General features: G+C 41.2%; 23 protein-coding genes. 17 read left to right on the forward strand and 6 right to left on the reverse strand.

Annotated elements, in window-relative coordinates; translation table 11 throughout:
- The first annotated feature begins 62 nt into the window (after window positions 1–62).
- The 7 genes from P3L37_RS02260 (at window position 63) to dusA (ending at window position 7,575) form a co-directional block, all read left to right on the forward strand.
- Complete coding sequence (locus P3L37_RS02260; protein WP_109912597.1) at window positions 63–1,082, forward strand: mechanosensitive ion channel family protein; 1,020 nt, start codon at window positions 63–65, stop codon at window positions 1,080–1,082.
- Between the two features lie 272 nt (window positions 1,083–1,354).
- A complete protein-coding gene (locus P3L37_RS02265) occupies window positions 1,355–3,514 on the forward strand; it encodes an ornithine decarboxylase (protein WP_110731426.1) in 2,160 nt (719 codons plus the stop codon).
- Between the two features lie 98 nt (window positions 3,515–3,612).
- Window positions 3,613–4,548 carry a nucleoside hydrolase gene (locus tag P3L37_RS02270; protein ID WP_109912595.1) on the forward strand — a complete coding sequence of 312 codons (936 nt, stop codon included), beginning with the start codon at window positions 3,613–3,615 and terminating at the stop codon, window positions 4,546–4,548.
- Between the two features lie 3 nt (window positions 4,549–4,551).
- Window positions 4,552–5,025 carry a DUF6882 domain-containing protein gene (locus P3L37_RS02275; protein ID WP_004914988.1) on the forward strand — a complete coding sequence of 158 codons (474 nt, stop codon included), beginning with the start codon at window positions 4,552–4,554 and terminating at the stop codon, window positions 5,023–5,025.
- Between the two features lie 362 nt (window positions 5,026–5,387).
- Entirely contained in the window at window positions 5,388–5,597 is a 210-nt protein-coding gene (locus P3L37_RS02280) for a YdgH/BhsA/McbA-like domain containing protein (protein WP_109912594.1), read from the forward strand.
- Between the two features lie 137 nt (window positions 5,598–5,734).
- Complete coding sequence (gene ycaC, locus P3L37_RS02285; RefSeq protein ID WP_004914979.1) at window positions 5,735–6,361, forward strand: isochorismate family cysteine hydrolase YcaC; 627 nt, start codon at window positions 5,735–5,737, stop codon at window positions 6,359–6,361.
- A 212-nt stretch (window positions 6,362–6,573) separates the two neighbouring features.
- Entirely contained in the window at window positions 6,574–7,575 is a 1,002-nt protein-coding gene (gene dusA, locus P3L37_RS02290; protein ID WP_109912593.1) for a tRNA dihydrouridine(20/20a) synthase DusA, read from the forward strand.
- 55 nt (window positions 7,576–7,630) lie between these two features.
- Here the strand turns inward: dusA and P3L37_RS02295 are convergent, their stop codons facing one another.
- Entirely contained in the window at window positions 7,631–8,614 is a 984-nt protein-coding gene (locus P3L37_RS02295) for a quinone oxidoreductase (RefSeq protein ID WP_110731425.1), read from the reverse strand.
- A 211-nt stretch (window positions 8,615–8,825) separates the two neighbouring features.
- On the opposite strand from P3L37_RS02295, the gene dnaB reads away from it, so the two are divergent.
- The 3 genes from dnaB (at window position 8,826) to P3L37_RS02310 (ending at window position 12,911) form a co-directional block, all read left to right on the forward strand.
- Complete coding sequence (dnaB, locus tag P3L37_RS02300) at window positions 8,826–10,238, forward strand: replicative DNA helicase (RefSeq protein WP_004260904.1); 1,413 nt, start codon at window positions 8,826–8,828, stop codon at window positions 10,236–10,238.
- 291 nt (window positions 10,239–10,529) lie between these two features.
- Window positions 10,530–11,612, forward strand: a complete 1,083-nt coding sequence (gene alr / locus P3L37_RS02305; RefSeq protein ID WP_004260901.1) for an alanine racemase — start codon at window positions 10,530–10,532, stop codon at window positions 11,610–11,612.
- Between the two features lie 102 nt (window positions 11,613–11,714).
- Window positions 11,715–12,911, forward strand: a complete 1,197-nt coding sequence (locus P3L37_RS02310) for an aromatic amino acid transaminase (protein WP_109912591.1) — start codon at window positions 11,715–11,717, stop codon at window positions 12,909–12,911.
- 79 nt (window positions 12,912–12,990) lie between these two features.
- Here P3L37_RS02310 and uvrA read toward each other — a convergent pair whose 3' ends face one another.
- Window positions 12,991–15,825, reverse strand: a complete 2,835-nt coding sequence (uvrA, locus tag P3L37_RS02315; protein ID WP_109912590.1) for an excinuclease ABC subunit UvrA — start codon at window positions 15,823–15,825, stop codon at window positions 12,991–12,993.
- 486 nt (window positions 15,826–16,311) lie between these two features.
- On the opposite strand from uvrA, the gene P3L37_RS02320 reads away from it, so the two are divergent.
- The gene (locus P3L37_RS02320) at window positions 16,312–16,833 is read left to right on the forward strand and encodes a single-stranded DNA-binding protein (RefSeq protein ID WP_109912589.1); all 522 of its coding nucleotides are present in this window, start codon (window positions 16,312–16,314) and stop codon (window positions 16,831–16,833) included.
- Between the two features lie 274 nt (window positions 16,834–17,107).
- On the opposite strand, the gene P3L37_RS02325 is transcribed toward P3L37_RS02320, so the two are convergent.
- Both P3L37_RS02325 and P3L37_RS02330 read right to left on the reverse strand, forming a co-directional pair.
- Entirely contained in the window at window positions 17,108–17,515 is a 408-nt protein-coding gene (locus P3L37_RS02325; protein WP_117163030.1) for a helix-turn-helix domain-containing protein, read from the reverse strand.
- A 239-nt stretch (window positions 17,516–17,754) separates the two neighbouring features.
- Window positions 17,755–18,927: an MFS transporter gene (locus tag P3L37_RS02330; protein ID WP_272538066.1), complete on the reverse strand. Its 1,173-nt coding sequence runs from the start codon at window positions 18,925–18,927 to the stop codon at window positions 17,755–17,757.
- A gap of 333 nt (window positions 18,928–19,260) precedes the next feature.
- On the opposite strand from P3L37_RS02330, the gene ivbL reads away from it, so the two are divergent.
- From ivbL to P3L37_RS02350, 4 genes are all read left to right on the forward strand, one after another.
- Complete coding sequence (gene ivbL, locus P3L37_RS02335; protein WP_196719222.1) at window positions 19,261–19,350, forward strand: ilvB operon leader peptide IvbL; 90 nt, start codon at window positions 19,261–19,263, stop codon at window positions 19,348–19,350.
- Between the two features lie 103 nt (window positions 19,351–19,453).
- Window positions 19,454–21,151 carry an acetolactate synthase large subunit gene (gene ilvB / locus P3L37_RS02340; RefSeq protein WP_109912585.1) on the forward strand — a complete coding sequence of 566 codons (1,698 nt, stop codon included), beginning with the start codon at window positions 19,454–19,456 and terminating at the stop codon, window positions 21,149–21,151.
- Window positions 21,152–21,153: 2 nt separating this feature from the next.
- On the forward strand, window positions 21,154–21,438 hold the full coding sequence (ilvN, locus tag P3L37_RS02345) for an acetolactate synthase small subunit (protein ID WP_004914949.1): 285 nt from the start codon (window positions 21,154–21,156) through the stop codon (window positions 21,436–21,438).
- Between the two features lie 193 nt (window positions 21,439–21,631).
- Complete coding sequence (locus P3L37_RS02350; protein ID WP_109912584.1) at window positions 21,632–22,294, forward strand: hypothetical protein; 663 nt, start codon at window positions 21,632–21,634, stop codon at window positions 22,292–22,294.
- Here the strand turns inward: P3L37_RS02350 and P3L37_RS02355 are convergent.
- Window positions 22,291–22,848 (reverse strand): helix-turn-helix domain-containing protein, encoded by a 558-nt coding sequence (locus tag P3L37_RS02355; RefSeq protein ID WP_109912583.1) that lies wholly within the window; start codon window positions 22,846–22,848, stop codon window positions 22,291–22,293. The genes P3L37_RS02350 and P3L37_RS02355 overlap by 4 nt on opposite strands.
- A 211-nt stretch (window positions 22,849–23,059) precedes the next feature.
- Here P3L37_RS02355 and P3L37_RS02360 point away from each other — a divergent pair, with 211 nt between their 5' ends.
- A complete protein-coding gene (locus P3L37_RS02360; RefSeq protein ID WP_109912582.1) occupies window positions 23,060–23,812 on the forward strand; it encodes a sulfite exporter TauE/SafE family protein in 753 nt (250 codons plus the stop codon).
- Window positions 23,813–23,906: 94 nt separating this feature from the next.
- Window positions 23,907–25,190 (forward strand): MFS transporter, encoded by a 1,284-nt coding sequence (locus P3L37_RS02365; protein ID WP_109912624.1) that lies wholly within the window; start codon window positions 23,907–23,909, stop codon window positions 25,188–25,190.
- Window positions 25,191–25,237: 47 nt separating this feature from the next.
- Here P3L37_RS02365 and P3L37_RS02370 read toward each other — a convergent pair whose 3' ends face one another.
- On the reverse strand, window positions 25,238–26,926 hold the full coding sequence (locus P3L37_RS02370) for a hypothetical protein (RefSeq protein WP_109912581.1): 1,689 nt from the start codon (window positions 26,924–26,926) through the stop codon (window positions 25,238–25,240).
- Between the last annotated feature and the right edge of the window lie 12 nt (window positions 26,927–26,938).

A 26,938-nucleotide genomic window follows, 5' to 3' on the forward strand; every position in this document is an offset into this window, starting at 1 on the left:
AATAGTACACAGTAAAACAAATAAAAATAAGATCTATCAGGTAAATTTTAGGGCGGTTAGAAATGATAGAAGCATTACTTGAAAAATATGCGATTGGCATGACTTTAATTGCGGTTTTTCTCGCAATCTATTTAGCTTTTGAGATTGTACATAAACGACGTAAACATAAACATAAGCGCAAAAGTATTTTGATCCATGTGGTTCAAACTCTTGTGCTGTGTGGCGTGGTGATTGTTATTGCCCAATATGTAGACATGGCAGCAACGGATTTTGATTTAACCTTTATTTCAACTTCTCTGGTTAATTTTATTACCATCTCATTGATTGCATTGATTTTAATGCGAAAACTGTTCCAGCTAGCGAACCGACTAGAAAAAACACAGATTAAAAAAGGCAGTGATCCCACTTCGGCACGTATTGTCGCCCGCGTATTTAAAACCACGATATTTGTCATTATGGTGCTACTGTTTGGTGAACATTTTGGGATGAGCCTTTCTGGTTTGATGGCATTTGGTGGGATTGGCGGTATTGCTATTGGTATGGCCGGTAAAGATATCTTGAGTAACTTTTTCTCTGGGTTAATGCTCTATTTTGATCGGCCCTTCAACATTGGTGATTGGGTCAGTTCACCGGATCGAAATATCGAAGGGACGGTAGTTGAAATCGGCTGGCGGATCACCAAAATTATTACGTTTGACCACCGTCCACTCTATATTCCCAACTCGGTTTTTTCTTCTATTAGTGTGGAAAACCCAGGGCGCATGACTAACCGGCGCATCAAAACTGAAATTGGTTTACGTTACGAAGATTCAGACAAAATTGGGGCGATTGTCGACGATATCCGCACAATGTTGCAACAAGATGCGAATATCGATACCAGTCAAACCTTATTAGTTTATTTCGATGCTTTTGCCGACTCTTCGTTAAACATTATGGTGTATTGTTTTACCAAAACAACAGTTTGGGCTGAATGGTTAGCGGCGCAGCAAGCGGTGTATTTGAAGATCATTGAGATAGTTAAACGCCACGATGCGGACTTTGCATTCCCATCACAGACTTTGTATGTGGAAAAAAACAACTAACGTCCCATTACGGATAAATTGACCGATTAATTGGTGGTGATCATCGGGTTAATTGGTTAATTTATCTTTTTATTATCTTTATGATGGCCTGAAGTATGGGGGCGTGGGTTGTGATGAGATAGAATTTTTATGCTATTAACCAGTGGCTTATAAAATATATTCGACTTTCTAAATCTGGTTATTTTTTCCGACCATGCTAATCATTTCAATTCCCTGATCTATCAAGTATATTGTCCGCCTCTTTTCCTCAGCTAACTAAGAGCCAGACTGCTATGAACAAAATCAATGTGGCATGTAGCCAGGGGGTCGCAATCTATTTCACTAATCAATTTCAGTGGATAGATATTCGCGATGCACAGTTAAACAATATTGCCGCTGTCGTGTTATCTGAACAAGATGCCAACCAAGGGCTGTGGGAAAGAGTCGTTGAGAGCCAGTTGAGTATTCCGCTGTTTATCATCAGTGATAAACAGCTGCCAACCGATGAAAATTTACCGCCTTATTTGACGGCGCTATTAGCACCCGCCCCCGCTGCTCGTGAAGAAAATAGTCGTCAATTACTCGATGCTGCGAATCAATATCTTGAGCAGTTATTACCGCCATTTTTTGCTCGAATGATGGATTATGCTGCGGGTCATAATGTCACTTTTGCCTGCCCAGGGCACCAAGGCGGCCAATTTTTCCGTCGTCACCCGACAGGGGAGCAATTTTATCAATTTTATGGTGAAAACCTGTTCCGTACCGATTTATGTAATGCTGATGTCGCAATGGGCGACTTATTGATTCACGAAGGCGCAGCGAAAGAGGCGCAAAAATTCGCCGCGAAAGTGTTTAATGCGGACAAAACTTATTTTGTACTAAATGGCACTTCATCATCCAATAAAGTAGTGTTAAACGCGTTGTTAACACCGGGTGATTTAGTTTTGTTCGATCGTAATAATCATAAATCAAACCACCATGGGGCGCTGATACAGGCGGGGGCAACACCGGTCTACCTCGAAACCGCGCGTAATCCTTTTGGTTTTATTGGTGGTATTGATGCGCACTGTTTTGGCGAAAGTTATTTACGTGGACTTATCCAAGAAGTGATGCCAGAAAAAGCGCAAGCCAAACGGCCATTTCGCTTAGCGGTGATCCAACTTGGAACTTATGACGGTACGGTGTATAACGCAAGGCAAGTCGTTGATAAAATAGGTCATTTATGTGATTACATTTTATTTGATTCCGCATGGGTGGGGTATGAGCAATTTATTCCCATGATGCGCCAGTGCTCGCCATTGCTACTTGAATTAAATGAGAACGACCCCGGGATCATGGTCACTCAGTCAGTTCATAAACAACTGGCTGGTTTTTCTCAAGCGTCACAAATCCATAAAAAAGATAATCATATCAAGGGGCAAAAGCGTTTTGTTTCACACAAAAAACTCAATAATGCTTTTATGATGCACGCCTCTACCAGCCCATTTTATCCTCTATTTGCTTCTTTGGATGTCAATGCACGTATTCACCAAGGTGATGCAGGCAAAATGATGTGGATGGACTGTGTGAAAGTGGGGATTGAGGTAAGAAAATCGATATTTCAGCACTGCCGCTATTTTAAGCCTTTTGTCCCTGAAATTGTCGATGGCAAGTTATGGCACGAATACCCAACAGAGCAGATCGCCGCTGAGCAACGTTTCTTTAACTTCATACCGCAAGAACGCTGGCATGCATTTGAGGGTTATGAGCAGGATCAGTACTTTGTTGACCCTTGTAAACTGATGTTAACGACACCGGGGATTGATGTTGAAAGTGGAGAATATGAATCTTTCGGTGTTCCTGCAACGATTCTGGCTCACTTTTTACGTGAACATGGTGTGATCCCTGAAAAATGTGACTTAAATTCAATTCTGTTTTTATTAACCCCAGCAGAAACACATGAAAAACTGGAACTGCTAGTATCTCATTTAGTCCGCTTCGAACAGTTATTGGATGAAGATGCGTTATTAGAGGATGTATTGCCTTCTGTTTATCTGCGTTATCAAGATCATTATCAAGGTTATACATTACGCCGTTTATGCCAAGAAATGCACCAGCTCAGCGTTAATGACAATATTAAACAGCTGCAAAAAGAGATGTTCCGTAAAGCTCACTTCCCTGAAGTGAAAATGGCACCTCAGCAGGCACATTTAGAATTTATTCGTGGTAACTGTGAATTATTGCCATTGGATGAATTAGAAGGCCGTATTGCTGTTGAAGGGGCATTACCGTACCCTCCAGGCGTATTGTGCGTTGTGCCTGGGGAAGTATGGTCAGGGCCAGTACTGCGCTATTTCAAGGCACTAGAAACTGGTATTAATGCATTACCGGGTTTTGCGCCGGAGTTACAAGGTGTTTATATTTCAAAAAATGAAGGTGAGAAAAAACGAGTCTATGCGCATGTTTTAAAATAAATTTCTGAATATTCAGATATTAAGCATAGATTTTACCTTGCTAGCTCGTTAAATTGGGGTCAGTGCCATTTCTGACTCCAATTTTAATAAGGTAAGGTATGAGCAAAAAAATAATCCTCGATTGTGATCCCGGCCATGATGACGCTATCGCGTTATTACTGGCTTACGGTAACCCTGACATTGAATTATTGGCGGTAACAACCGTTGCCGGCAATCAAACCCTCGAAAAAGTCACTCATAATGCACTGGCTATCGCTGAAATGGCGAAAATTACGGGTATTTCCTTTGCCGCAGGTTCAGAACGTCCTTTAGTTCGGGAAATTGAAGTTGCGCCTGACATTCATGGGGATTCAGGGCTTGATGGGCCTGTACTACCGACACCAACATTGCAGCTTGATGAGCGACATGCCGTTTCACTGATTATCGAAACCATTATGTCTCACCCGCCTAAAACAGTAACTTTAGTGCCTACTGGCGCATTAACCAATATTGCGCTTGCTGCTCGTCTTGAACCGCGCATTGTCGAGCGAGTTAAAGAAGTGGTGCTGATGGGTGGGGGCTATCATGTTGGGAATTGGAGTGCGGTAGCTGAATTTAATATCAAAATTGACCCAGAAGCGGCTCATATTGTTTTCAATGAGAAATGGCCGTTAACCATGGTGGGCTTAGACCTTACCCATCAAGCGTTAGCAACTCCTGATGTAGTGAATGAAATTGCTGCGATTGGCAGTGATTGTTCGCAGTTTGTCGTCGAACTACTGGATTTCTTTGGGAAAATGTACAAGCAGGCCCAAGGCTTCGATGCGCCGCCAGTACATGACCCTTGTGCGGTTGCTTATGTTATTGACCCTAGCGTAATGACCACACAAAAAGTCCCAGTGAATATTGAACTGACCGGAACGCACACGTTAGGCATGACAGTGGCTGATTTCCGCCATCCGGCTCCTGAAAATTGCCATACTCAAGTTGCCGTTAAATTAGACCATCATAAATTCTGGCAGTTAATTATCAAGGCATTAAAAAATATTGGGTAATCAATGGATAATGAAATAGAACAAATGCCTTATGAGGCATTAATTGAACGTAGCATGAATGCGTTACAGGCCAAAAACCAATTTCATTGTGATACATGGAAATTAGATGAAGCAGATTGGTCAGTAAACCAAGACGAAGGAACCATTATATTTCATGCACCTGATAATCTTATGGCAACAGCGCCGGTGCAAATTGTTGGTACATATGACCAAAGCCAAGGTAGTTGGATGTGGAGTTGGGCAAACAGTTCTATCGACAACGCTTTAACGCAAGATGCAATCGCGGTGAAAGCTTATGGCGAGCGGAAAGACAACACATTATTAACCGCCCGTATTAGCCAAATTGAAGAATATGACGCATGGCAATTAACGGCATTAGCCTGCGAACTCAATAGCCAACAAGGGGTATACCGTGGAATTGCAGGGCATACTTTAATCTTTATGACATTTGGCGAGGTTTCTCTTCAACAAATTTAGGTTGTATCGGTGCCTTATCTCTGGTCGATAAGGCATTTTAGCACCGTTATTCCATTAGCCTGTCCGTTATGCTCAGTTTCTTTTTCTATATAGAACTTGCTATCAGCTGCAACTCCAGAATTGGCTGAGCAAATGATTGAATTAATAAATAGCTAACTAAGCATCGATGGTTGGATCGATGTATTTAGCCACTTAGCCATCAATGAATCTCTTTCTTATTTCTCTTCTTTTTATCTTATTCAATTTAACTGAATAAGATGAGCGATATTATTAGCTTTAACCTAAATGTCATTACCCGTAAGATACCTTCATCGCAGACAACAAGGGTTGTCTCATCGAATACTAAGTGAAGGAATTAGACTATGAACATGTTAAAAACTTTGATGACAGCTTCTGTATTATCTTTCGTTGCATTTGGTGCATCAGCAGCAACAATCACTGCAACAGGTGATACGCTGGCTTCAACAGAAGCAAAAATTGCAGCTAAAGCTAAAGCAGCCGGTGCAGACAGCTATACAATTACCAGCGCTCGTATGGGGAATTTTGTCACAATGAGTGCTGAAACCAAATAACAAATTGTGTGAATTCATCTTATTGAAATATTTTTGATGAAAAGTGGTGTTTTAGGATCAGTAAGTAGATTAAATGCCACTTTTATTTTATCTGAACCAATATAGAGTACTTTTCTAATCATTGAGGAGTCGTTGATATGAGCTTTAAATATAACCGCCTAGATAAAGATAATGCAGCTGTATTACTTGTTGACCATCAAACGGGTTTGTTATCGCTAGTTCGTGACCAAGATCCGGACAAATTCAAAAATAGCGTGTTAGCGCTAGCCGATCTGGCAAAGTATTTTAACTTACCAACTATTTTGACGACATCTTTTGAAGATGGTCCTAATGGCCCATTAGTTCCTGAATTAAAAGAAACCTTTCCAGATGCGCCTTACATTGCCCGTCCAGGTCAAATCAACGCGTGGGATAACGAAGAGTTCGTCAAAGCGGTTAAAGCCACAGGTAAAAAACAGCTAATCATTGCCGGTGTTGTGACAGAAGTGTGTGTGGCATTTCCTGCACTATCTGCACTGGAAGAAGGCTATGAAGTTTTTGTTATTACTGATGCCTCAGGTACATTTAACCCAATAACACGTGATGCCGCATGGGATAGAATGTCAAAAGCAGGGGCTCAACTGATGAGCTGGTTTGGTGCTGCTTGTGAATTACACCGTGATTGGCGTAATGATGTGGAAGGTTTAGGAACGTTGTTCTCAAACCATATCCCTGATTACCGTAACTTAATGACTAGCTATGCACTGCTTTCTGCGAAAAAATAGTGCGTGACTGAGTATTAAAATGACATAATTGGTTTATAAATCCTCGGTATGACATTGCTCATATCGGGGGTTATTTCGTTAATTTAACCAAGTCCAGCCACTCGTTTTCGTCATCATCGCACTTAGTTCGCTCTATGTTATAATAGCCTATTGTTTTTGCTTGGCTCCTTGCTTTTGGAGCTATCCATTTGATTTTAATACACAAGAACACCATGCATCAAAATACCTCAAAACAAGGCTATACCAACCTAAACCGATTTTCCGTTGCCCCTATGCTCGATTGGACAGATCGCCATTGCCGTTATTTTCATCGCTTATTAAGCAAAAACACCTTGCTGTATACCGAAATGGTCACAACAGGGGCGATTATTTACGGAAAAGGGGACTATCTTGCTTTTAGTGAGGAAGAGCATCCTGTTGCGTTACAGCTTGGTGGTAGCGATCCTGCCGCATTAGCGCAATGTGCCAAATTGGCACAAGAGCGTGGTTATGATGAAATTAACCTAAATGTAGGTTGCCCATCAGATCGCGTACAAAATGGGCGTTTTGGTGCTTGTTTAATGGGAGATGCGCAGCTTGTTGCTGATTGTGTGAAAGCCATGCAAGACGTGGTTTCTATTCCTGTAACCGTAAAAACTCGTATTGGTATTGATGAGCAAGACAGCTACGCGTTTTTATGTGATTTTATTGAAACTGTTTCTGATAAAGGCGGCTGTGAAATGTTTATTATCCATGCACGTAAAGCATGGTTGTCCGGCCTTAGCCCAAAAGAAAATCGCGAAATCCCACCACTTGATTACCCGCGAGTTTATCAATTAAAACGTGATTTTCCTCATTTGACCATGGCGATTAATGGTGGAGTCAAAACGCTGGAAGAAGCAAAAGAGCATCTTCAACACCTAGATGGCGTCATGGTGGGGCGCGAAGCCTATCAAAACCCGTCTATTTTAACGGCGGTTGATAACCAATTGTTTGGTGAGCACTTTCCTGTCACTAATGGTGTTGACGCTGTTAGAGCGATGTACCCTTACATCGAAAAAGAGTTATCGAAAGGCGCTTATTTAGGCCATATGACCCGCCATATGTTAGGGATTTTCCAAGGTATCCCCGGCGCACGTCAGTGGCGTCGTCATTTAAGTGAAAATGCGCATAAAAAAGGGGCTGACTTAGTCGTTGTTGAGCAAGCTCTCGAGTTTGTGACGCGTGGCGAATAGCTATCATGTGGGGAAAAAAGCGCCATTTGGCGCTTTTTGCATATTGAGTCGCTTATTATGGAACCAATAAACTCGAACCTTGGGTTTTTCTTGATTCGATAGTGAGGTGAGCTTTTTGTGCATCTTTTAAAGCAAAAATTTGTGATTGCGGCACATCTACATTCACTTTTCCGCTTAAAATCATATCAAATAAGGCATTACTAGCTTGGTCTAGCTCAGCACGGTTAGTCACATAGACACCAAGTGATGGGCGAGTGACGTATAATCCGCCTTTTTGGTTTAAAATTCCTAAGTTTACACCGGTAACAGGACCAGAAGCGTTACCAAAACTCACCATTAAGCCGCGACGCTTGAGCGAGTCTAAAGAAGCAATCCATGTAGATTGACCGACAGAGTCATACGCCACATTCACTTTCTCGCCATTAGTGATTTCTTTCACGCGAGCTGCAATGTCTTCTGTTTGGTAATTGATGACTTCCCATGCTCCGGCATCTTTGGCTCTTAACGCTTTATCTGCAGAACCCACCGTGCCTATCATCTTAGCGCCTAGCGCGTTTGCCCATTGGCAAGCTATCAACCCAACGCCACCTGCAGCGGCGTGGAACAGAAAGACTTCGTCACGTTTCAGTTGATATGTCTGATGGAATAAATAATAAACCGTCATGCCTTTTAATGAGCTGGCTGCGGCTTGTTCAAAGGTAATACCATCAGGAAGGTGTGCCACGGCACTTTCAGGGACATTATGGACTTCGCTATAAGCACCTAGAGGGCCTTGCGCATAAACGACACGGTCACCGGGCTTGAAACCTGTGACATGGGCACCAGTTTTCACAACAACACCTGCCGCCTCTGTACCAAGGCCACTTGGTAGCTTAGCAACAGGGTATAAACCGCTGCGAACATAGGTGTCGATAAAGTTAATCCCGATAGCACGGTTTTCTATTTGAATTTCATTATCTGCTGGGTTTGCTGGGGAATAATCTACTAAGTTAAGTACATCAGCGCCGCCATGTTGCGCGAATTCAATACGTTTTGCCATGACAATCTCCAATAAGGACTATTCATTTTAATTACAATAACAATCGTTTTATCATAACGCCATGTTTCAATCAGAAGAATTACAGGTTTGTGCTTTCAGTGATGTATTTATCCTGTGATTACTTTGCGTAAAGACGCAAAGAAAACCACAAAAAAATAAGATTGGCGTATACTAAGCGCAGATCGTTAATTATAGACTTGGATATTAATGTATGGCTAAAAAACCCTCATCAAATTTCAAAACGGATGCCCCACGAGACCACCAAATGGAAGGGTTAAAACTTCCACCACATTCTCTCGAAGCGGAGCAGTCTGTTTTAGGGGGGTTAATGTTAGATAACGAGCGCTGGGATACCGTTTCTGAACGTGTGACTCACGCTGATTTCTTTAGCCGACCCCATCGCACCATTTTCTCACAAATGCAATTTTTGCTTGAGCAAGGCAAACCCATTGACCTTATAACGTTATCGGAATCACTAGAACAACAGGGTGAATTGGATAGCGTGGGTGGCTTTGCTTATTTGGCTGAGCTATCTAAAAATACGCCAAGTGCAGCGAATATTAATGCTTATGCTGACATCGTCCGCGAACGTGCGATTGTTCGCGATATGATATCTGTCGCCAATGAAATTGCGGATGCAGGTTATGACCCACAAGGGCGTAGCAGTGAAGATCTCCTCGATTTAGCCGAAACCAAAGTGTTCCAAATAGCCGAGTCAAGAGCGAATAAAGATGAAGGGCCAAAGGGTATCGAAGCCATTTTGTCGGAAACTGTTGAAAAAATTGAGCAACTTTACCAACAACCGCACGACGGCGTTACTGGGGTTTCAACAGGTTATCAAGATCTCGATAAAAAAACAGCAGGTTTACAAGGCTCTGATTTAATTATTGTTGCTGCACGTCCGTCAATGGGGAAAACCACCTTTGCGATGAACTTGTGCGAAAATGCGGCAATGACAGAAGAAAAACCGGTACTTATCTTCAGCTTAGAGATGCCCGGCAACCAAATTATGATGCGTATGTTGGCGTCACTATCTCGTGTCGACCAAACTCGCATTCGTACTGGGCAACTTGATGATGAGGATTGGGCGCGAATTTCAAGTACGATGGGCATTTTGATGGAAAAACGCAACATGTACATCGATGATTCGTCAGGTTTGACTCCCACAGAGGTACGTTCACGTGCGCGTCGTATTTATCGTGAACATGGTGGGTTAAGTTTGATCATGATTGACTACCTTCAATTGATGCGAGTTCCTGCTCTTTCTGATAACCGAACGTTAGAAATTGCTGAAATTTCACGCTCACTCAAAGCGTTAGCAAAAGAGCTTAATGTTCCCGTAGTGGCGTTGTCACAGTTAAACCGTAGTCTTGAGCAACGTGCCGATAAGCGCCCTGTTAACTCGGATTTACGTGAATCAGGGTCTATCGAGCAGGATGCGGACTTAATCATGTTTATCTATCGTGATGAGGTTTATCACGATAATAGTGAGCTCAAAGGGGTTGCGGAAATCATTCTCGGTAAACAGCGTAACGGGCCGATTGGTACGGTGCGGTTGACGTTTAATGGGCAGTGGTCGCGCTTCGATAATTATGCAGGGCCAGCTTATAATGATGAGGACTAAATCCTCATCATAAATACTCGTCATATTTTGCGCTGTCACGGTGTTGGCTGCACTCGGCTACGCGAATCATATACTTATGTATGCTTCTTGGATTAGCTCAATCGCCGCCTAGCGACAATGCAAACTATTTAGAGTATTAAAGTTAAACTAGTTTGAATAATTTTTTCTTTATACAGAAACAAGATCGAATGGAAATTGATATTTTTTAGCGTATAACAAATAGAGAATATATTGGGCTGCCAAAGGGCAGCTTAATTTTTAGCGGGTTTAGAGAAAAAGAACGAGGAAACAATGAAAGCGGCAACCGCATTGATAAACCGCCGCGCTCTGCGACACAACTTGCAACGGGTGAAAGAAATTGCACCAAATAGCCAGATGATTGCAGTTGTCAAAGCAAACGCTTATGGTCATGGGTTAGTAGGGGTTGGTCAGGCAGTAGAAGAGCTGGTGGATGGCTTTGGTGTGGCAAGACTCAATGAGGCGCTACTATTACGGCAGCACGGTGTGATAAAACCGATTGTTTTACTGGAGGGTTTTTTTGAACAATCTGACTTGTTGTTAATGGCAGAACACCAGATTGACACCGTGATCCACTGTATAGAACAGCTTGAAATGCTAGAAGCCACCAAATTACCCTATCCTCTTAAAGTTTGGATGAAACTGGATACAGGTATGCACCGCCTTGGCATACTTCCTAAAGATGCCGAAGGCTTTTATCAACGTTTACAACGCTGCCAGCAAGTTCAGCTCCCTATCAATATTGTTAGTCATTTTTGCCAAGCGGATGCCCCCCATTTACCGACAACTGAAAAACAAATTGCCTGCTTTAAACAGTTTATTGACGGCAAAGAGGGTGAGAAATCCATTGCCGCCTCCGCAGGAATTTTACTTTGGCCAGAAGCTCACTATGACTGGGTTCGTCCAGGGATCATGATGTATGGCGCTTCGCCACAAGAAGGGAAAAGTGCAGAAGACTTCGGTTTGCTTCCTGTGATGACACTAAAATCAACATTAATTGCGGTTAGGGAACATGCGGCAGGACAATGTGTAGGTTATGGTGAAACATGGTGCAGTGATAAAGATACGCTGCTTGGTGTTGTTGCCATCGGCTATGGAGATGGTTATCCACGTAACGTACCTTCAGGCACACCGGTGTTAATTAATGGGCGAAAAGTGCCTATTGTTGGGCGAATTTCCATGGATATGACAGTGGTGGATTTGGGACTAAATGCCGATGATAAAGTGGGGGATGACGTTATTTTGTGGGGAAATCAACTACCGGTTGAAGAAATTGCCACACAAACAGGCATTATCAACTATGAGTTACTGACGAAGTTAACCTCTAGAGTTGCAATGGAATATGTAGACGAATAGCCAGCAAAGGGTTATTTTCAGATAACAACGTAAAAATGGCGCTAAATATGGCAAATCATCGCTTGGTTTATTTAGCGTAAAATAATGATTAGGAGATGTCCTGTGTTCGAACATGTTGATGCTTATCCGGGCGACCCAATTCTGTCGTTAATGGATGAATTTAATAAAGACACTCGTGAAAATAAAATTAATTTGAGTATCGGTCTTTACTATGATGGTGACGGGAAAACCCCTGAACTGGCGACAGTCGGTACGGCAAAAGCGGCGTTAAATAAACTGCCAGCAAGCGCATCACTGTATTTGCCTATGGAAGGTTTGAAAGATTACCGTACTGAATTACAAAAATTAGTATTTGGTGAGGATTGCCCGCTAATTGCACAGGAACGTATCGCTACTGTCCAAACGATTGGTGGTTCTGGTGCGTTAAAAATTGGTGCTGATTTTTTACATCAATATTATCCCGACTCAGAAGTGTGGTGCAGTGACCCAACTTGGGAAAACCATGCCTCTATTTTTTCAGGTGCGGGAACAAAAGTGCATTACTACCCGTACTTTGATGAAAAAACCAAAGGCGTTAAATTTGATGAGATGCTAGCGACATTCAAACAATTGCCTGCTAATAGCATCATCCTAATGCACCCGTGCTGTCATAACCCAACAGGCTCCGACCTGACTCCTGCACAATGGGATGAAGTCACTAAGGTAGCATTAGAACGCAAATTGATCCCATTTTTAGATATTGCTTATCAAGGTTTTGCAGAAGGCATTAATGAAGATGCTTATGCTATCCGAGCGATGGTTAAAGCTGGCTTACCCGTGTTTGTCAGTAATTCATTTTCTAAAATTTTTGGTATCTACGGTGAACGTGCGGGTGGCCTGTCGGTGATCTGTGAAAACCAAGATGAACGTGACCGTGTGTTAGGTCAGCTAAAAGCGGGTGTTCGCCGTTTATATTCTAGCCCACCATCTAATGGCGCAAAAATTGTTGCTGCGGTATTAACCAATAGCGCTGAAAAAGCTAAATGGTTAGCGGAAGTGGAAGAGATGCGTTTACGTATTTTAGACATGCGTACGGTACTGGTTAATGAGCTGAAAAAGGCACTACCAAACCAAAATTTCGACCACTTATTAAAGCAACGCGGTATGTTCAGCTACACGGGTTTTTCTAAAGAGCAAGTGGCTCGCCTGAAAGACGAGTTTGCGGTTTACTTGGTTGGAACTGGCCGCGTTTGTATGGCAGGTGTTAATCGTCATAATGTTAAACGTATTGTGGAAGCATTTGCCGCCGTTAGCCAATAATTTTTAGCTATCGTAATAATTATCAGGGAGCAAAATGCTCCCTGATGGTCTTTCTACTTATTTTTAATGGCCTTTCGACTTAATAGCCGCGTTCTAAAATCGTTTTCAAGAACCTTGCAGTGTGCGATTTTTCACACTCAGCCACTTCTTCTGGTGTACCAGCAATTAAAATTTCACCGCCACCACTACCACCTTCTGGGCCTAAATCGACAATCCAGTCCGCTGTCTTAATGACATCAAGGTTGTGTTCAATCACCACAATGGTATTTCCTTGGTCACGAAGCTGATGTAAAACGACTAAAAGTTGTTGGATATCAGCGAAATGCAGGCCTGTTGTTGGCTCATCCAAAATATAGATAGTTTGCCCTGTTCCGCGTTTAGACAGCTCTTTGGCTAATTTCACACGCTGTGCTTCACCACCTGAGAGTGTTGTCGCTGATTGGCCGAGACGTATGTAGGATAAACCAACGTCCATCAAAGTTTGTAGCTTGCGGGCAAGTGCAGGTACGGCATCAAAGAATTCACGAGACTCTTCGATAGTCATATCCAAAACTTCATGGATATTTTTACCTTTATATTTAATCTCTAATGTTTCTCGGTTATAGCGTTTACCTTTACATTGGTCACAAGGGACATACACATCAGGTAAGAAGTGCATTTCAACCTTGATGACCCCATCACCTTGGCAAGCCTCACAACGGCCACCTTTTACGTTAAAGCTAAAACGTCCTGGGTTATAACCTCGAGTCCGAGATTCAGGTACACCAGCAAATAGCTCACGCACAGGTGTAAATACACCAGTATAGGTGGCAGGGTTCGAGCGTGGTGTCCGGCCTATTGGGCTTTGGTCAATATCAATCACTTTATCAAAGTGCTCTAAGCCCTCTACATCCAAATAAGGGGCTGGCGTGATGGTGGTTGCGCCATTTAATTGACGTTGAGCAATAGGGAATAGGGTATCGTTTATCAGTGTTGATTTACCCGAGCCAGATACACCAGTAATACAGGTAAATAACCCGACTGGGATTTTTAATGTCACATTTTTCAGGTTGTTGCCTTTTGCCCCGAACACAGTCAGCATTTTATCTTTATTAATTGGAACGCGTTTTTGCGGGATGTCAATTCTGCGCTCACCACTTAAAAATTTACCTGTGAGTGAATCTGGGTTTGCGACAATATCTTCCAATGTTCCTTGGGCAACAATTTGCCCGCCATGCACCCCAGCACCAGGGCCGATATCAATCACATGGTCTGCGGCGCGGATCGCGTCTTCGTCATGTTCAACCACGATCACGGTATTTCCTAGATCGCGTAGGTGGATCAAGGTTTCAAGTAAGCGGTCATTATCACGTTGGTGTAAGCCAATTGAAGGTTCATCAAGGACATACATCACACCCACTAAACCTGCACCAATTTGGCTTGCTAAACGAATGCGTTGTGCTTCACCACCGGACAAGGTGTCGGCAGAACGTGAAAGAGTCAGATAATTAAGCCCAACATTGACGAGAAACTTCAGGCGATCGCCAATTTCTTTTAAGACTTTTTCTGCGATTTGAGCACGCTGACCAGTGAGTTTTAGGTTTTGAAAAAATTCCATTGCGTGGCCAATGCTGTAATCTGCGATTTCCGGCAACGTTGTATTTTCAACAAAGACAAAGCGCGCTTCTTTACGTAAGCGCGTTCCATGGCAAGAGACACATGGACGGTTACTGATATATTTCGCTAACTCTTCACGGACAGCTGTTGATTCCGTTTCTTTATAGCGGCGCTCCATATTATTGAGTACGCCTTCAAAAGGGTGTCGGCGTACAGTGATATCGCCACGGTCATTACGGTATTTAAACTCAATCGTTTCTTTGCCTGAACCATATAAAATAATTTTTTGGATAGCTGGGCTCAGGGTGTCGTAAGGCGCTTCCACATCAAATTTATAATGCTCAGCTAATGACATTAGCATTTGGAAATAGTAAAAGTTACGGCGATCCCAACCGCGAATTGCGCCACCGGCAAGTGAGATTTCGGTATTTTGGATGACTCTTTCGGGATCAAAAAACTGCTGAACACCTAAGCCATCACAGCTTGGGCAGGCCCCAGCAGGGTTGTTAAAAGAAAATAGGCGAGGTTCAAGTTCTACCATACTGTAGCCGCAAACGGAGCAGGCAAAATTCGCAGAAAAAACCAGTTCTTCTGCGTTTGCGTCATCCATATCAGCGACAATTGCAGTACCACCAGATAGTTCTAGCGCGGTTTCAAAAGATTCGGCTAAACGCTGAGCAATATCATCACGAATTTTGAAACGGTCAACAATGACTTCAATCGTATGTTTTTTCTGTAATTCGAGCTTTGGTGGATCGGAGAGATCGCAAACTTCCCCATCAATTCGGGCGCGGATATAGCCTTGGCTGGCCAAGTTATCGAGTAGCTTAACATGCTCCCCTTTACGTTCTTTAACGACAGGAGCAAGTAGCATCATTCGGCGATCGGTGGGTTGAGCCAAAACATTATCGACCATCTGGCTAACAGTTTGAGCTGCAAGCGGTATGTCGTGATCAGGGCAGCGAGGTTCACCAACACGGGCAAATAATAATCGCAGATAGTCATGAATTTCTGTGATGGTTCCGACCGTCGAACGAGGGTTATGTGAAGTGGATTTTTGTTCAATCGAAATAGCAGGGGATAACCCTTCAATATGATCGACATCCGGTTTTTCCATTAAAGAAAGAAACTGGCGGGCATAAGCAGATAAAGATTCAACATAACGGCGCTGACCCTCTGCATACAGGGTATCAAAAGCTAAAGATGATTTCCCTGAACCAGATAACCCAGTAATAACAATGAGTTTGTCGCGAGGGATGACGAGATTGATGTTTTTCAGATTATGCGTACGTGCGCCGCGGACTTCGATATTATCCATTTACCACTTCCCGGATGATTTGATATTGAACAATCGCAAGAGACTATTATCACATATTTATGGCTGAATGGATATACAGTATTTCCTATTCGTCATATTTCAAACCGTGGCGTTGTTGGCTTCTCTCAGCTACGCAGGTCACATACTTTTGTATGCTCCCCGCGATACCTTCGCTTGCCGCCTAGCCACAACTTGAATTATTTAGAGTAAGATTTTAATGGTGAAACAGAAAAACAGAAAAACAGAAAAACAGAAAAACAGAAAAACAGAAAAACAGCGATCTGAATTTATCGAAAAGGAAAAGATAGATGCGGTGTGCATTATTTTGTGTCTATACTGACAAAAGCACTATGAAATTTCACTAAAAGCTGGAAAGCGTTTCGCAAATTAACAAGCTCAATTTCAAATATTGGTGCAAATCAGCTCTGTCGTGGTAAACTTCACGGCTAATCCAGAGATTAAAATTCAATGCATCAGGAGTAATAAATGGCCAGCAGAGGCGTAAACAAAGTAATTCTTATCGGTAACCTAGGACAAGATCCAGAAATCCGTTATATGCCTAACGGCGGAGCTGTGGCAAACCTGACTCTGGCAACTTCTGAAAGTTGGCGTGACAAGCAAACCGGTGAGATGCGTGAAAAAACCGAATGGCACCGAGTCGTTATTTTCGGCAAACTTGCTGAAGTAGCAGGTGAATACCTAAAAAAAGGTTCACAAGTCTATATCGAAGGTTCTCTGCAAACACGTAAATGGCAAGATCAAAGTGGTCAAGATCGTTATACGACAGAAGTTGTTGTGAATATCGGTGGCTCAATGCAAATGTTAGGTGGCCGTGGTGGTGATGCACCATCACAAGGTCAAGGCGGTCAAGGTGGTTGGGGCCAACCACAGCAGCCTCAAGCGGCACAACAATTCAGTGGTGGTGGAGCGCCAGCCGCACGCCCATCAGCACCTGCACCACAAACCAATGAACCACCAATGGATTTTGATGACGATATTCCGTTCTAATTCTTACTGATTAGAATGTATAAATAAAATAAAGGCTTCCTTGTGAAGTCTTTATTTTTTAATAAATATAAATGCTAATAATATATATCTAGAAAATATTGTTTTTTATTGGAATGATAAAACAAATACAGAACCGAAACATTAAGAGTTTATTAATTCTAAATTAAGAATTTCTTAAATAAATAAAAAATCCCCAGCAATTAAATTACATGGGGCTTTGTATTGGTAGTGTTATAAAAAAAAGAAATATAAATTTTATTTTCATATTAGCGTATCAAGCTACTTTAGGTTCCAGTAGTAATGGGTCATTTTGGCTTTCACCGGACAGGCGGTAGATTGACGGTGACGTACCTAAATAAGCTCTAAATCGCTTTGCAAAAGATTGCTGGGAGTCAAATTGGTATTTTAATGCAATATCAATAACCTGAAGTTCAGTGGAGCATAGGTCTTTAGCAGCTTCACAGATCCTTCTTCGGCGAATATATTCACCTAAAGGCATACCAACAACTTTTCTAAATACTCTTTGTAAATGCCATTTTGTATATCCTGATTTTAGTGCAATATCATCAAGTAATAGACGACTGGTTAAGTTCATTTCAATCCAAACTAATATTTCATTAACAACTGTAGATTGAAATTCTGTGTACTTCCCATTATAGGGAACAGGGATTTCTTTATACATAATATCTTCCTATTAGTTACTTTTTAATCTTATCCCTCATTCAGTCAATAGCCAATAAATAAATAGTAAACAAAGTTGAATTCAGTTTGTTAATTGGCAAAACAGACAAAATACCGATTTTTAATTAGTTTATAGCCAGTAGAGTTTATCTTAAGGAGATATATTCATCATATCGATTAACAATAGATGAAATTATTACGCTCTCTGAATATAAAACCATCGTACAGTGATATCACTTTTCATTGGTGTTTGGGGATATATTTTTTTAGCTTCCAAAAACTCATTAAAATTGTAGCGGAAATGATTACAGATAGAATATTCATCGCTTGCCATCCGAGAGTGAAGAAAAGAACGCCTGCTCCTAAACTGCCTATTCCACCGAAAAAATAGATAAGAAAATCAGTCATGCCTTGTACTTTAGCTCGCTCATGCATTTTATATGTATGGGGTAGTAGGTTGGTGGTACTGATTAAAAGCAAATTCCAAGCAACACCCACAAATATACCCGCCAACAAATAATTGTAAAAATGGTTACCTAGCAGGTTCATCGTTGCTGATAAAATTAACAGTACGATACCGCAGAAAATAATGCGTTTTGCCCCTAAAAGATGAATTAATGTTCCAGTGAAGAATGACGGTGCAAACATACCTAATACATGGAATTGAAATACAATCGCAATAGAGGAAAAGGCGAAGTCATGTTGTTTCATAGATAACGGTATCGAGGCAAAAGTAAAAACTACAATGGCATACCCAGCGGCACTGACAATAGCGATTAATTTTAAAATAGGTTGTGAATACAATGCACTGTAGTTGCGTTTGACTAACACTTCATCCGATGGCGTTTTCACTATTTTCTTTAAAGGCACAACGAGTAATAGAATAAATGCGATCACATAAATGGCGGCTAACGTGATGAACGGCCCTGCAAACGGGTATTCTGTAAAAAAGCGCTGGGTGGTAATGGCTAATGTTGGTCCGATTAAGGCCGCAGCAATGCCTCCGCTCATAACAAGGCCAATAGCTTTTGCTCGTAAAGAAATAGGTGCTTCTTCAAGTGCGGCAAAACGGAATTGTTGTGCAGTACCAATAGCAATTCCAGTGAAAAACAACCCGATGGAAAAATACACTAAATGACTTTCTATCACACCAAGAATAGAGAAGCCTACGCCGATTAACCCACCGATGTTACCAATAATAAAACCCACTCTTCTCGAATATTTTTGCATTAAAAATGCGATCGGAATAGTTGCTAAGATTAAGCCAACGTACTGACTTACCAGTGGAATAGTTGCATAAGTTGGGTTGGTAGCCAATTTTTCGCCAATAACTACTGCTACAGAAAGGACAATCGCATTTCCTGTGATAAATAATGCAAGTGTGATAGTTAACCACCAAACGGATTTTGGCATATATCCCTCTGTCTATTAATTAAAAATCAATTGGTTATATTTCTTACATTGAGGGAATAATCCCTCTGAATGCAGCAAAGGATACAACTTAAAGTTGACTTTAAGTCAAGGTCTGCGATGGTATTTTAAGTAGTGATTAATGCTATATTTTTTTATTTTAATGGATAATGTCGCTGCTGGTGCGAGATGTGATGAGTGTCGCAATTACTATTCCTTTGGGATAAAACAAGAAAAAATGATTGTCATGCTGGGAAATTTATGTTCTTTTAATAAAAGAAACTGAAAAACAATAATCAATAAATTAGACAGACTAAACAGGAAGAACCCGTGAACATGATGACTAATCACTTAAACCTACTACTAACCGCGCCACGTGCCGCGGTGGTCGTGCGTGTGGTGGTGGTCGTGGGCTTAGCGCCGTAACGGGTACAAATCAACGCAGATTTAGAAACCCCGCCGGCGCAAACCGAGCGGGGTTTTTTATCACCTCTCGCTCGGATCCGCAGGCTAGCAAAGGATAATTATGATGAGCGAATCGGGCACCACAACACCACATAAAACCCGCTTTACGGGCGCAGAATTAATTGTATATTTACTGGAAAAACACGGTATTACCATCGTTTCTGGCATTCCAGGTGGAGCGGCTTTACCCTTTTATGACGCATTAGGTCAAAGCCAGAAAATCCGCCATATATTGGCTCGCCATGAGCAAGGTGCAGGTTTTATTGCTCAGGGAATTGCACGTACCACGGGGAAAGCCGCGGTTTGTATCTCTTCAAGTGGTCCTGGGGCAACAAACTTAGTGACCGCTATCGCTGATGCAAAACTGGATTCTATCCCGCTGGTTTGTATTACGGCTCAAGTTTCTTCGTCAATGATTGGCACAGATGCTTTCCAAGAGGTTGATACCTATGGTATTTCGATTCCAGTCACCAAACATAATTATTTGGTTCGTAATATCAATGAATTGCCACAAGTGATTTGTGATGCTTTTCGTATTGCAGAGTCAGGCCGCCCTGGGCCTGTTTGGATTGATATTCCAAAAGATGTGCAAACTGCCACAATTGAACTAACTGAAATACCAGAAGTATTACCGAAAGATAAAGCACCTGCATTTGATGTGGAAAAAGTTCTGCAAGCGGCTGAAATGATTAATAAGGCGAAACGTCCAGTACTGTATTTTGGTGGTGGGGTAATTAGTTCTGATTCGACAGAAACAGCGATCGCTTTTGCGGAAAAGGCTTCATTACCGACAACCATGACATTAATGGCACTTGGCACTATTCCAATGCGCCATCCATTATATTTAGGAATGTTGGGTATGCACGCTGCCGCAAGTACTAATATGATCATGGAAGAATCGGATCTATTGATTGTGATTGGTGCACGGTTTGATGATAGAGCGATAGGTAAAGCAGAGAAATTTTGCCCTAACGCAAAAATTATCCATGTGGATATTGATAAAGCAGAAATCAGCAAAATTAAGCGTCCAGATATCGCTATTCATGCAGATGCAGGGCAAATATTGGAATTATTATTGCCTTTAGTAGAACGCAATGAACGCACAGATTGGATGGCGAAAGTGAATCAATTAAAAGAGCAATATCCATTGAATTTTAGCGAGGCTGATAACCCGCTGAACCATTATGGCTTGGTTCTGTCTACGGCACGTGCGGCTGGTGAAGATGCGATTGTGACAACGGATGTTGGGCAACACCAAATGTGGGCGGCTCAAGCATACCCCTTGTCTCGACCACGTCAATGGCTGACATCAGGTGGGTTAGGTACCATGGGCTTTGGGCTGCCTGCTGCCATTGGTGCAGCGTTGGCAAAACCCGAAAAAACCATTGTGTGTTTTTCCGGTGATGGCAGTTTGATGATGAATATTCAGGAATTGGCCACCGCAGCGGAGCACCAACTGAATATCAAAATTATCTTAATGAATAACCAAGCATTAGGGATGGTACATCAACAACAAGATTTATTTTTTGAAAATCGCATATTTGCTGCAGCTTATCCGTATCAAACCGATTTTATTAAGATTGCTGCAGGGTTTGGTTTGCAAACTTGCGATTTAAATAATGAAGCAGACCCAGAAATGGCATTAGAAGCGATAATGAATACCAAAGGTCCATGTTTGATCCATGCCTTGATTGATGTGAATCAGAAGGTATATCCAATGGTTCCACCGGGTGCAGCTAACATTGATATGATTGGAGCGTAATTATGGTATTTGAACATCATCCGATTGCTTTAGAGCTAATTGTTCGTAATCACCCAGGTGTAATGTCACATATTTGTGGTTTATTTGCGCGTAGAGCATTTAATGTTGATGGCATTCTATGTATGCCGATTAAAGATAAAGATGAAAGCCGTATATGGCTATTAGTACAAAAAGATGAGCGTTTGCCGCAAATGATTAACCAAGTTGAAAAATTAGAAGATGTTCGGGAAGTACGCTTTAGTGATGATTTGCGTCTTTTCGAAACAATGCAAAATTATTTGCAGTAATTCTGAGGTAAATTTTATGACCTAGTAGCCCATACCAACAGTATGGGCTATTTTCTTTTATGTTTAATCATAGCGATAATTAGGGTTTCCTAAACCGAACGAAAGTGGTATAAATTCAGTTACTGAATAATGATTTTTTGAACGCATTACAGGTTTGCATTTGGTAAATTGAATAATAAACAGGTATAAATTTATGCAAAATAACATCTATTTATCGAACACTTATCAATATGAAATTGAAACAACCATACTGGCACAAGGGAATGATGATGAAGGTCATTGGGTGGCTCTAAAAGACAATATTTTCCACCCACAAGGTGGTGGGCAACCCATGGATACAGCTTGGGTGAATGATATTGCTGTTCGTATTAGGAAACAACCGAATGGTTTAATTGTAGGATACCTTCCTGAAGGCGTTACTTTTAGTCAAGAAAATAATGTGGTTGCAAGGGTAGATAAGGAAAAACGTCAGCGTTACGCTGCGCTACATACCGCAGGTCATTTGCTGAATTGGGAATTACGTCGCTTTGGCTGGCTGGCACAAAAAGGCCATCATTTTCCTGATGAATCTCGAGTGGAATTTAGCATGATGGAAGGGGATGTCACTCCTTTTGATAAACTTGATAGCCAATATATCGAAGATATTGTTAACCAAAGCATTCGCAGTGGGCGGTCCGTTGCAATAAAGCAAAAGGGTGATTTGCGGATCAGTTATATCGACCAAACTGAAGAAATGCCTTGTGGTGGAACGCATGTTTCTTCGCTAGATAATATTCAGCATTTTTCAATTAAGTCGATGAAATTTAAAAAGGGAACATTGCGCATTAGTTATGATGCACAACATGCCTTAATTTAAACACTATCACTAAGATGAGAGTAAGTCATGACGACGGTGGCTTGGAGCTCCCCTTCCATGCATAGATAACTGTGTGGGAAATCACCACTGAAAGCATAGAAATCCCCCGCCTCCAAAAGGATATTTTGGTCGTTATGCAACCGCAACATGAGTGAGCCAGAATTCACCATAATGTGCTCGTGAGTTCCACTCATATGGGCGGGGCTATTAATGATAGCGCCTCTTTTCATGGTTAATTGCCAGATTTCAGAGATATTTCCCATGCTAATGCGAAATTTAAACTGTTGTGAATACTCTTTTTCACTGGGAGTGGCTTTAAGCAAGTAGGGATAAGCTTCATGTTGCCGCGTAAACAAATCGCTGAGAGGAAAGCGTAGAGCAATGGCGATCGACTCTAATGTGTCGATGCGTGGGTTTGAATCACCAGATTCCAGTTTGGATAAAGCGGCTTTCGAAATCCCTGATAAACGAGATAGTTCGTTTAGCGAGAGATCCCTTGCTTGCCTAAGTAAACGAATTTTCTGCCCTATTTTTAAATTAATTTTTTTATCCACAATGTGTCTTTACCTGAATTTTAATTTATTGTGCTAGTTCTGTATCACTCAGAGAAGTAAATTATACACTCTTAGTTGTATATTGTATTTAAAGTGGCTATTTTGTTTTTTGATATAGATTTGAAATTTAAAACCCTACAAAAATAAAACTATTTTCTGTATTTGAAAAAATCTATAGTGAGGACGTTAAAAAACTTCTGGAGTTAAGGTCATGCCGTTTGAATTGTTATCACCAGAAATGGCGATTTGTTTCTCGACATTGTTGTTTGCTTATTTGGTTTTTGGCATGGCGGGTTTTGGTTCTGCTCTTATTGCAACCCCTGTATTAGCCATGTATTTGCCGTTAAACATGATTGTTCCAATCCTTGCATTAATAGATCTAACCGCTGCAGTTTTAAATTTACTTAAAGATGGTAAAAATGCGGATTATCAGGAAATTAAATGGATAATTCCATTAATGATAATCGGGAGTTTAGTTGGTGCTACGATTTTATTAAAAACGCGTCCCGATATACTCGTATTATTACTTGGGTTATTTGTTGTCGGTTATGTCTTACATGCTTTTTTTTCTAAAAAATCAAAATCACCTTTTTCAAAAGCGTTGGTTGTCCCATTTAGTTTAGTGGGCGGTGTTTTTAGTGCTTTATTTGGCAGTGGTGGTTTTATCTATGCCATGTATTTATCTAGCCGAATTGAAGATAAACAGCGTTTTCGTATCACTCAAATGACGTTAATTGGCTTTAGCACGCTGACTCGAGTGGTGATATTTTTAGTAATGGGTGTGTATCTCAATCTAGATATTTTATTGATTGCTTTAGCATTTTCCCCTGCCATGTTAATTGGTACGTGGGTTGGTCGGCATATAACATTAAAAATTTCACGTGAAAGTTTTTTAAAAGTTATTAATGCCATAATTTTATTATCAGGTATTGTGCTGCTTTATCGATATTTTTTCGTCCTTTAAGTATTTAGAATATTAAAAATAGTTTTATAAAGATAAATAGCAGAATATATGAGTCGTGTTACAATCACCACGAACATTATTAGTTTTACTAGTAATGATGCGGTTTTTTATTTTTCATAATAATCTATTTTATGGAGTTAAAATCTGTTCTTTTGCTAAAAAGAAACGGGTTAATTTCAACATGAGCTCTGATAATCAGCGTTTACAAAATTTTCGACGTTCCCCATCTTTTGCTATTTTTACCATTACAATGAGTATTGCTGTCATTGGTATCGTTATTGGGCTAAGTATTCCAATGGTGGCTCTTAGGCTAAATAATTATGGTTTCAATGAGTTGTATATTGGCATTATTTCTGCGGCTCCTGCATTAGGTATGTTTTTAATTGCCCCTATGGTTCAACGTATTGTGCGTTGGTCAGGTAAGCGAAAGGCAATGCTATTGGCAACCCTCGTTTCTGCCATTAGCCTATTGCCATTATTGAGTACGTTACCACTTTGGCTGTTATTTCCATTACGGTTAGTTACGGGTTTAGCGAGTGGCGTGATGATTTGCTTGGGAGAAACGTGGATTAATGAATTATCCCCTGAAAATAAGCGGGGTCGGATCTTAGCAATCTATACTACCGTGTTCACAGTAAGTCAGCTACTTGGGCCTTCATTTATTGCTTATTATGGTGTGGAAGATAAATCGCCTTTATTGATTTGTACGTTGATCCATTTAATCTCTGTAGTGCTATTTATTTTAATGGATCAAAAAGTTGGTGACCGTTTAGCTGAAAATGCCGCGCAATCTAATTTTTCAATTATTCAATTTGTAAAAATTGCACCGGGTATTTGTGGTGGAATTTTATTTTTTGCTTTTTTTGACGGAACCATTTTATCGATGTTCCCAATTTATGGTATGGGAATGGGGCATACAGAGGCGGTTGCTGCATTAATGATTAGCGCCATCCTTGCTGGAGATGCCATTATGCAGTTACCTTTTGGCTGGCTTGCAGACCATATGAATAGAGAAAAACTGTACCGAATTTGTGGTATTATCACACTCGCAGCTAGCTTATTATTACCCTTCCTTATTACTCAACCTTATCTGATTTGGGTTCTGTTATTTATCTTAGGAGCCACGGCAGGGGCAATTTATACGATTGCCTTGGTACAAATTGGCCAATATTTCAAAGGGAATGAATTGATCATCGCTAATGCAGCGGCGGCCATGCTATGGGGAATTGGTAATTTATCAGGGCCATTATTGGCGGGAGTGGCGACTTCAATCTCACCAGTGGGCTTACCGGTGCTATTGGTTCTGTCTGTGGCAGTATTTTTATGGTTCACACGAGAAAAATATAGCGCTCAAATGGTTGAACAAGTCAGCCCATAAAGCGCATTTGTGGTGCCCTACTTAAGCTAGAGAGCACCACAAATAGATTATTCAATAACTTTATACACAACAAGGTTTTCTCGGAATTCATCTGGCCGATGATTGTGCCAGAATAATTCCATGCCTTGCGGTGCAGGTTTGATTGTTTTCGAGAGTACAATTAACCAGCGGCATTGTTCAGGTTTTTCAAAGCGGTCTTGGCGTTGGTGTAATACGCCAGTGTAATAGTAGAGCATCGGTGCTTCAGATTCGCCAATATTATCAGAAGCCATACAATCGTTTTTTGTAAACTGGCCTGCTAAATGCTGGTTTAAATCGACAAAAACCCCTTCGAAACCTTTTGCGTAGTCTATCCAGCCCAAAAACAAGGTTAAAATTATCCCCCAAGCGGCACATAGGCCTAATAACCAATTTTTCATCATGTGAAAAGCCGGTGAGATAAAGTTTGGAATAATTTTATTGCGTAAAAACCACACTAATGTAATCAACAGACCACTGATAAATGCAATGGAAGAAAAGGGCATTTGGTAGCTCATGGGAAGCCAGCGACTAAATGGGGTTAGCCATTCGTGTTGATGGCCAATCAAGGCGATAAGATAGCAGACCCATAAAAACAGAATGAGTACAGACCATAAAATAGCCGCAAAGCGAGCGATACCATTAAGAATTTTTTCAGGGAAACTGAGTAGTGTTAGGGTTCCTAATATGGCCATGGGGGCAACAAAAGGGAGTAAATATAGCGCGCGACCAGAAGCTGAAATCTGTAAAAAAATGATACCTAATAAAGGAAATAGCGCCAGCAGAAACTCATTTGAATTAAATAAACGTTTAATCGGGTGCCTTAGAAAATAAGCGACAGCCAGTAAACCAGAAGGAAAGGCAAATAAGGAAACTGCCGCTGGAATGCGAGTTAAATTAGCTTTTGCCCCTAATTTTTCAACCGAAAAACCAAAGAAGCGGCCGATATTGTTTTCCCAAAACCACACAAGAAATAAATCGGGATGCTGAAGATACAGTTGGATAGGCCAAGGTAAAATGGCGATAAGCGCGATTAACCCCGCCGTTAAACTGTATAACCAAAACTGCTTAGTTCGGCATTGAGCAAGAAAAATAGGTGATAAAAAAAGGCAAATCCAGAGAACGCCAGGAATAAAAACGCCTTTTGACAACATGGTGACGATGGTCCCAAGAGATAACCAAAGTGCAGACATGCGCATTTTTTGTTGTTGTATCAGCCCCAATAACCCATATAAGCCAATAGTTGTTCCTGCCATTAGTGCAACATCGGTAAACATATCATGGCTATGCCTGATAATACCGGGAGCACAGGCATACAGTGCAAAAGCGACCCAAATCCGAGTATCAGTGAAGTCTGTGGCTTGGAAAAAACGACGCGCCAAAAGGATAAAAAATGAAAAATTAATAACCGAAAAAATTAAGCTTGCACTACGGGCTGCATCATAAAGTGGCATCAAGCTTGATAACCAATGAGAGGTAATCGTAGCAACCCAATAATAAAGCGGAGGTTTTTCCATAAATGGTTCACCCGCATTTGTGGGAACTAACCATTTACCAGTTTCATACATAGTTTGAATAATACCAAAACTATAATTTTCATCTTGCTTCCAAGGGCTATGGCTATATATTCCTGGTAATAAATACAGAGCAAGAAAACTAATAAAAAGCAGTAAAATACTCCGCTGTAATATGATTAATGGTGCATTCTTATTTGACATTTTAATACGTTT

Source organism: Providencia sp. PROV114 (assembly GCF_032704305.1).
Lineage (GTDB): Bacteria > Pseudomonadota > Gammaproteobacteria > Enterobacterales > Enterobacteriaceae > Providencia > Providencia rettgeri.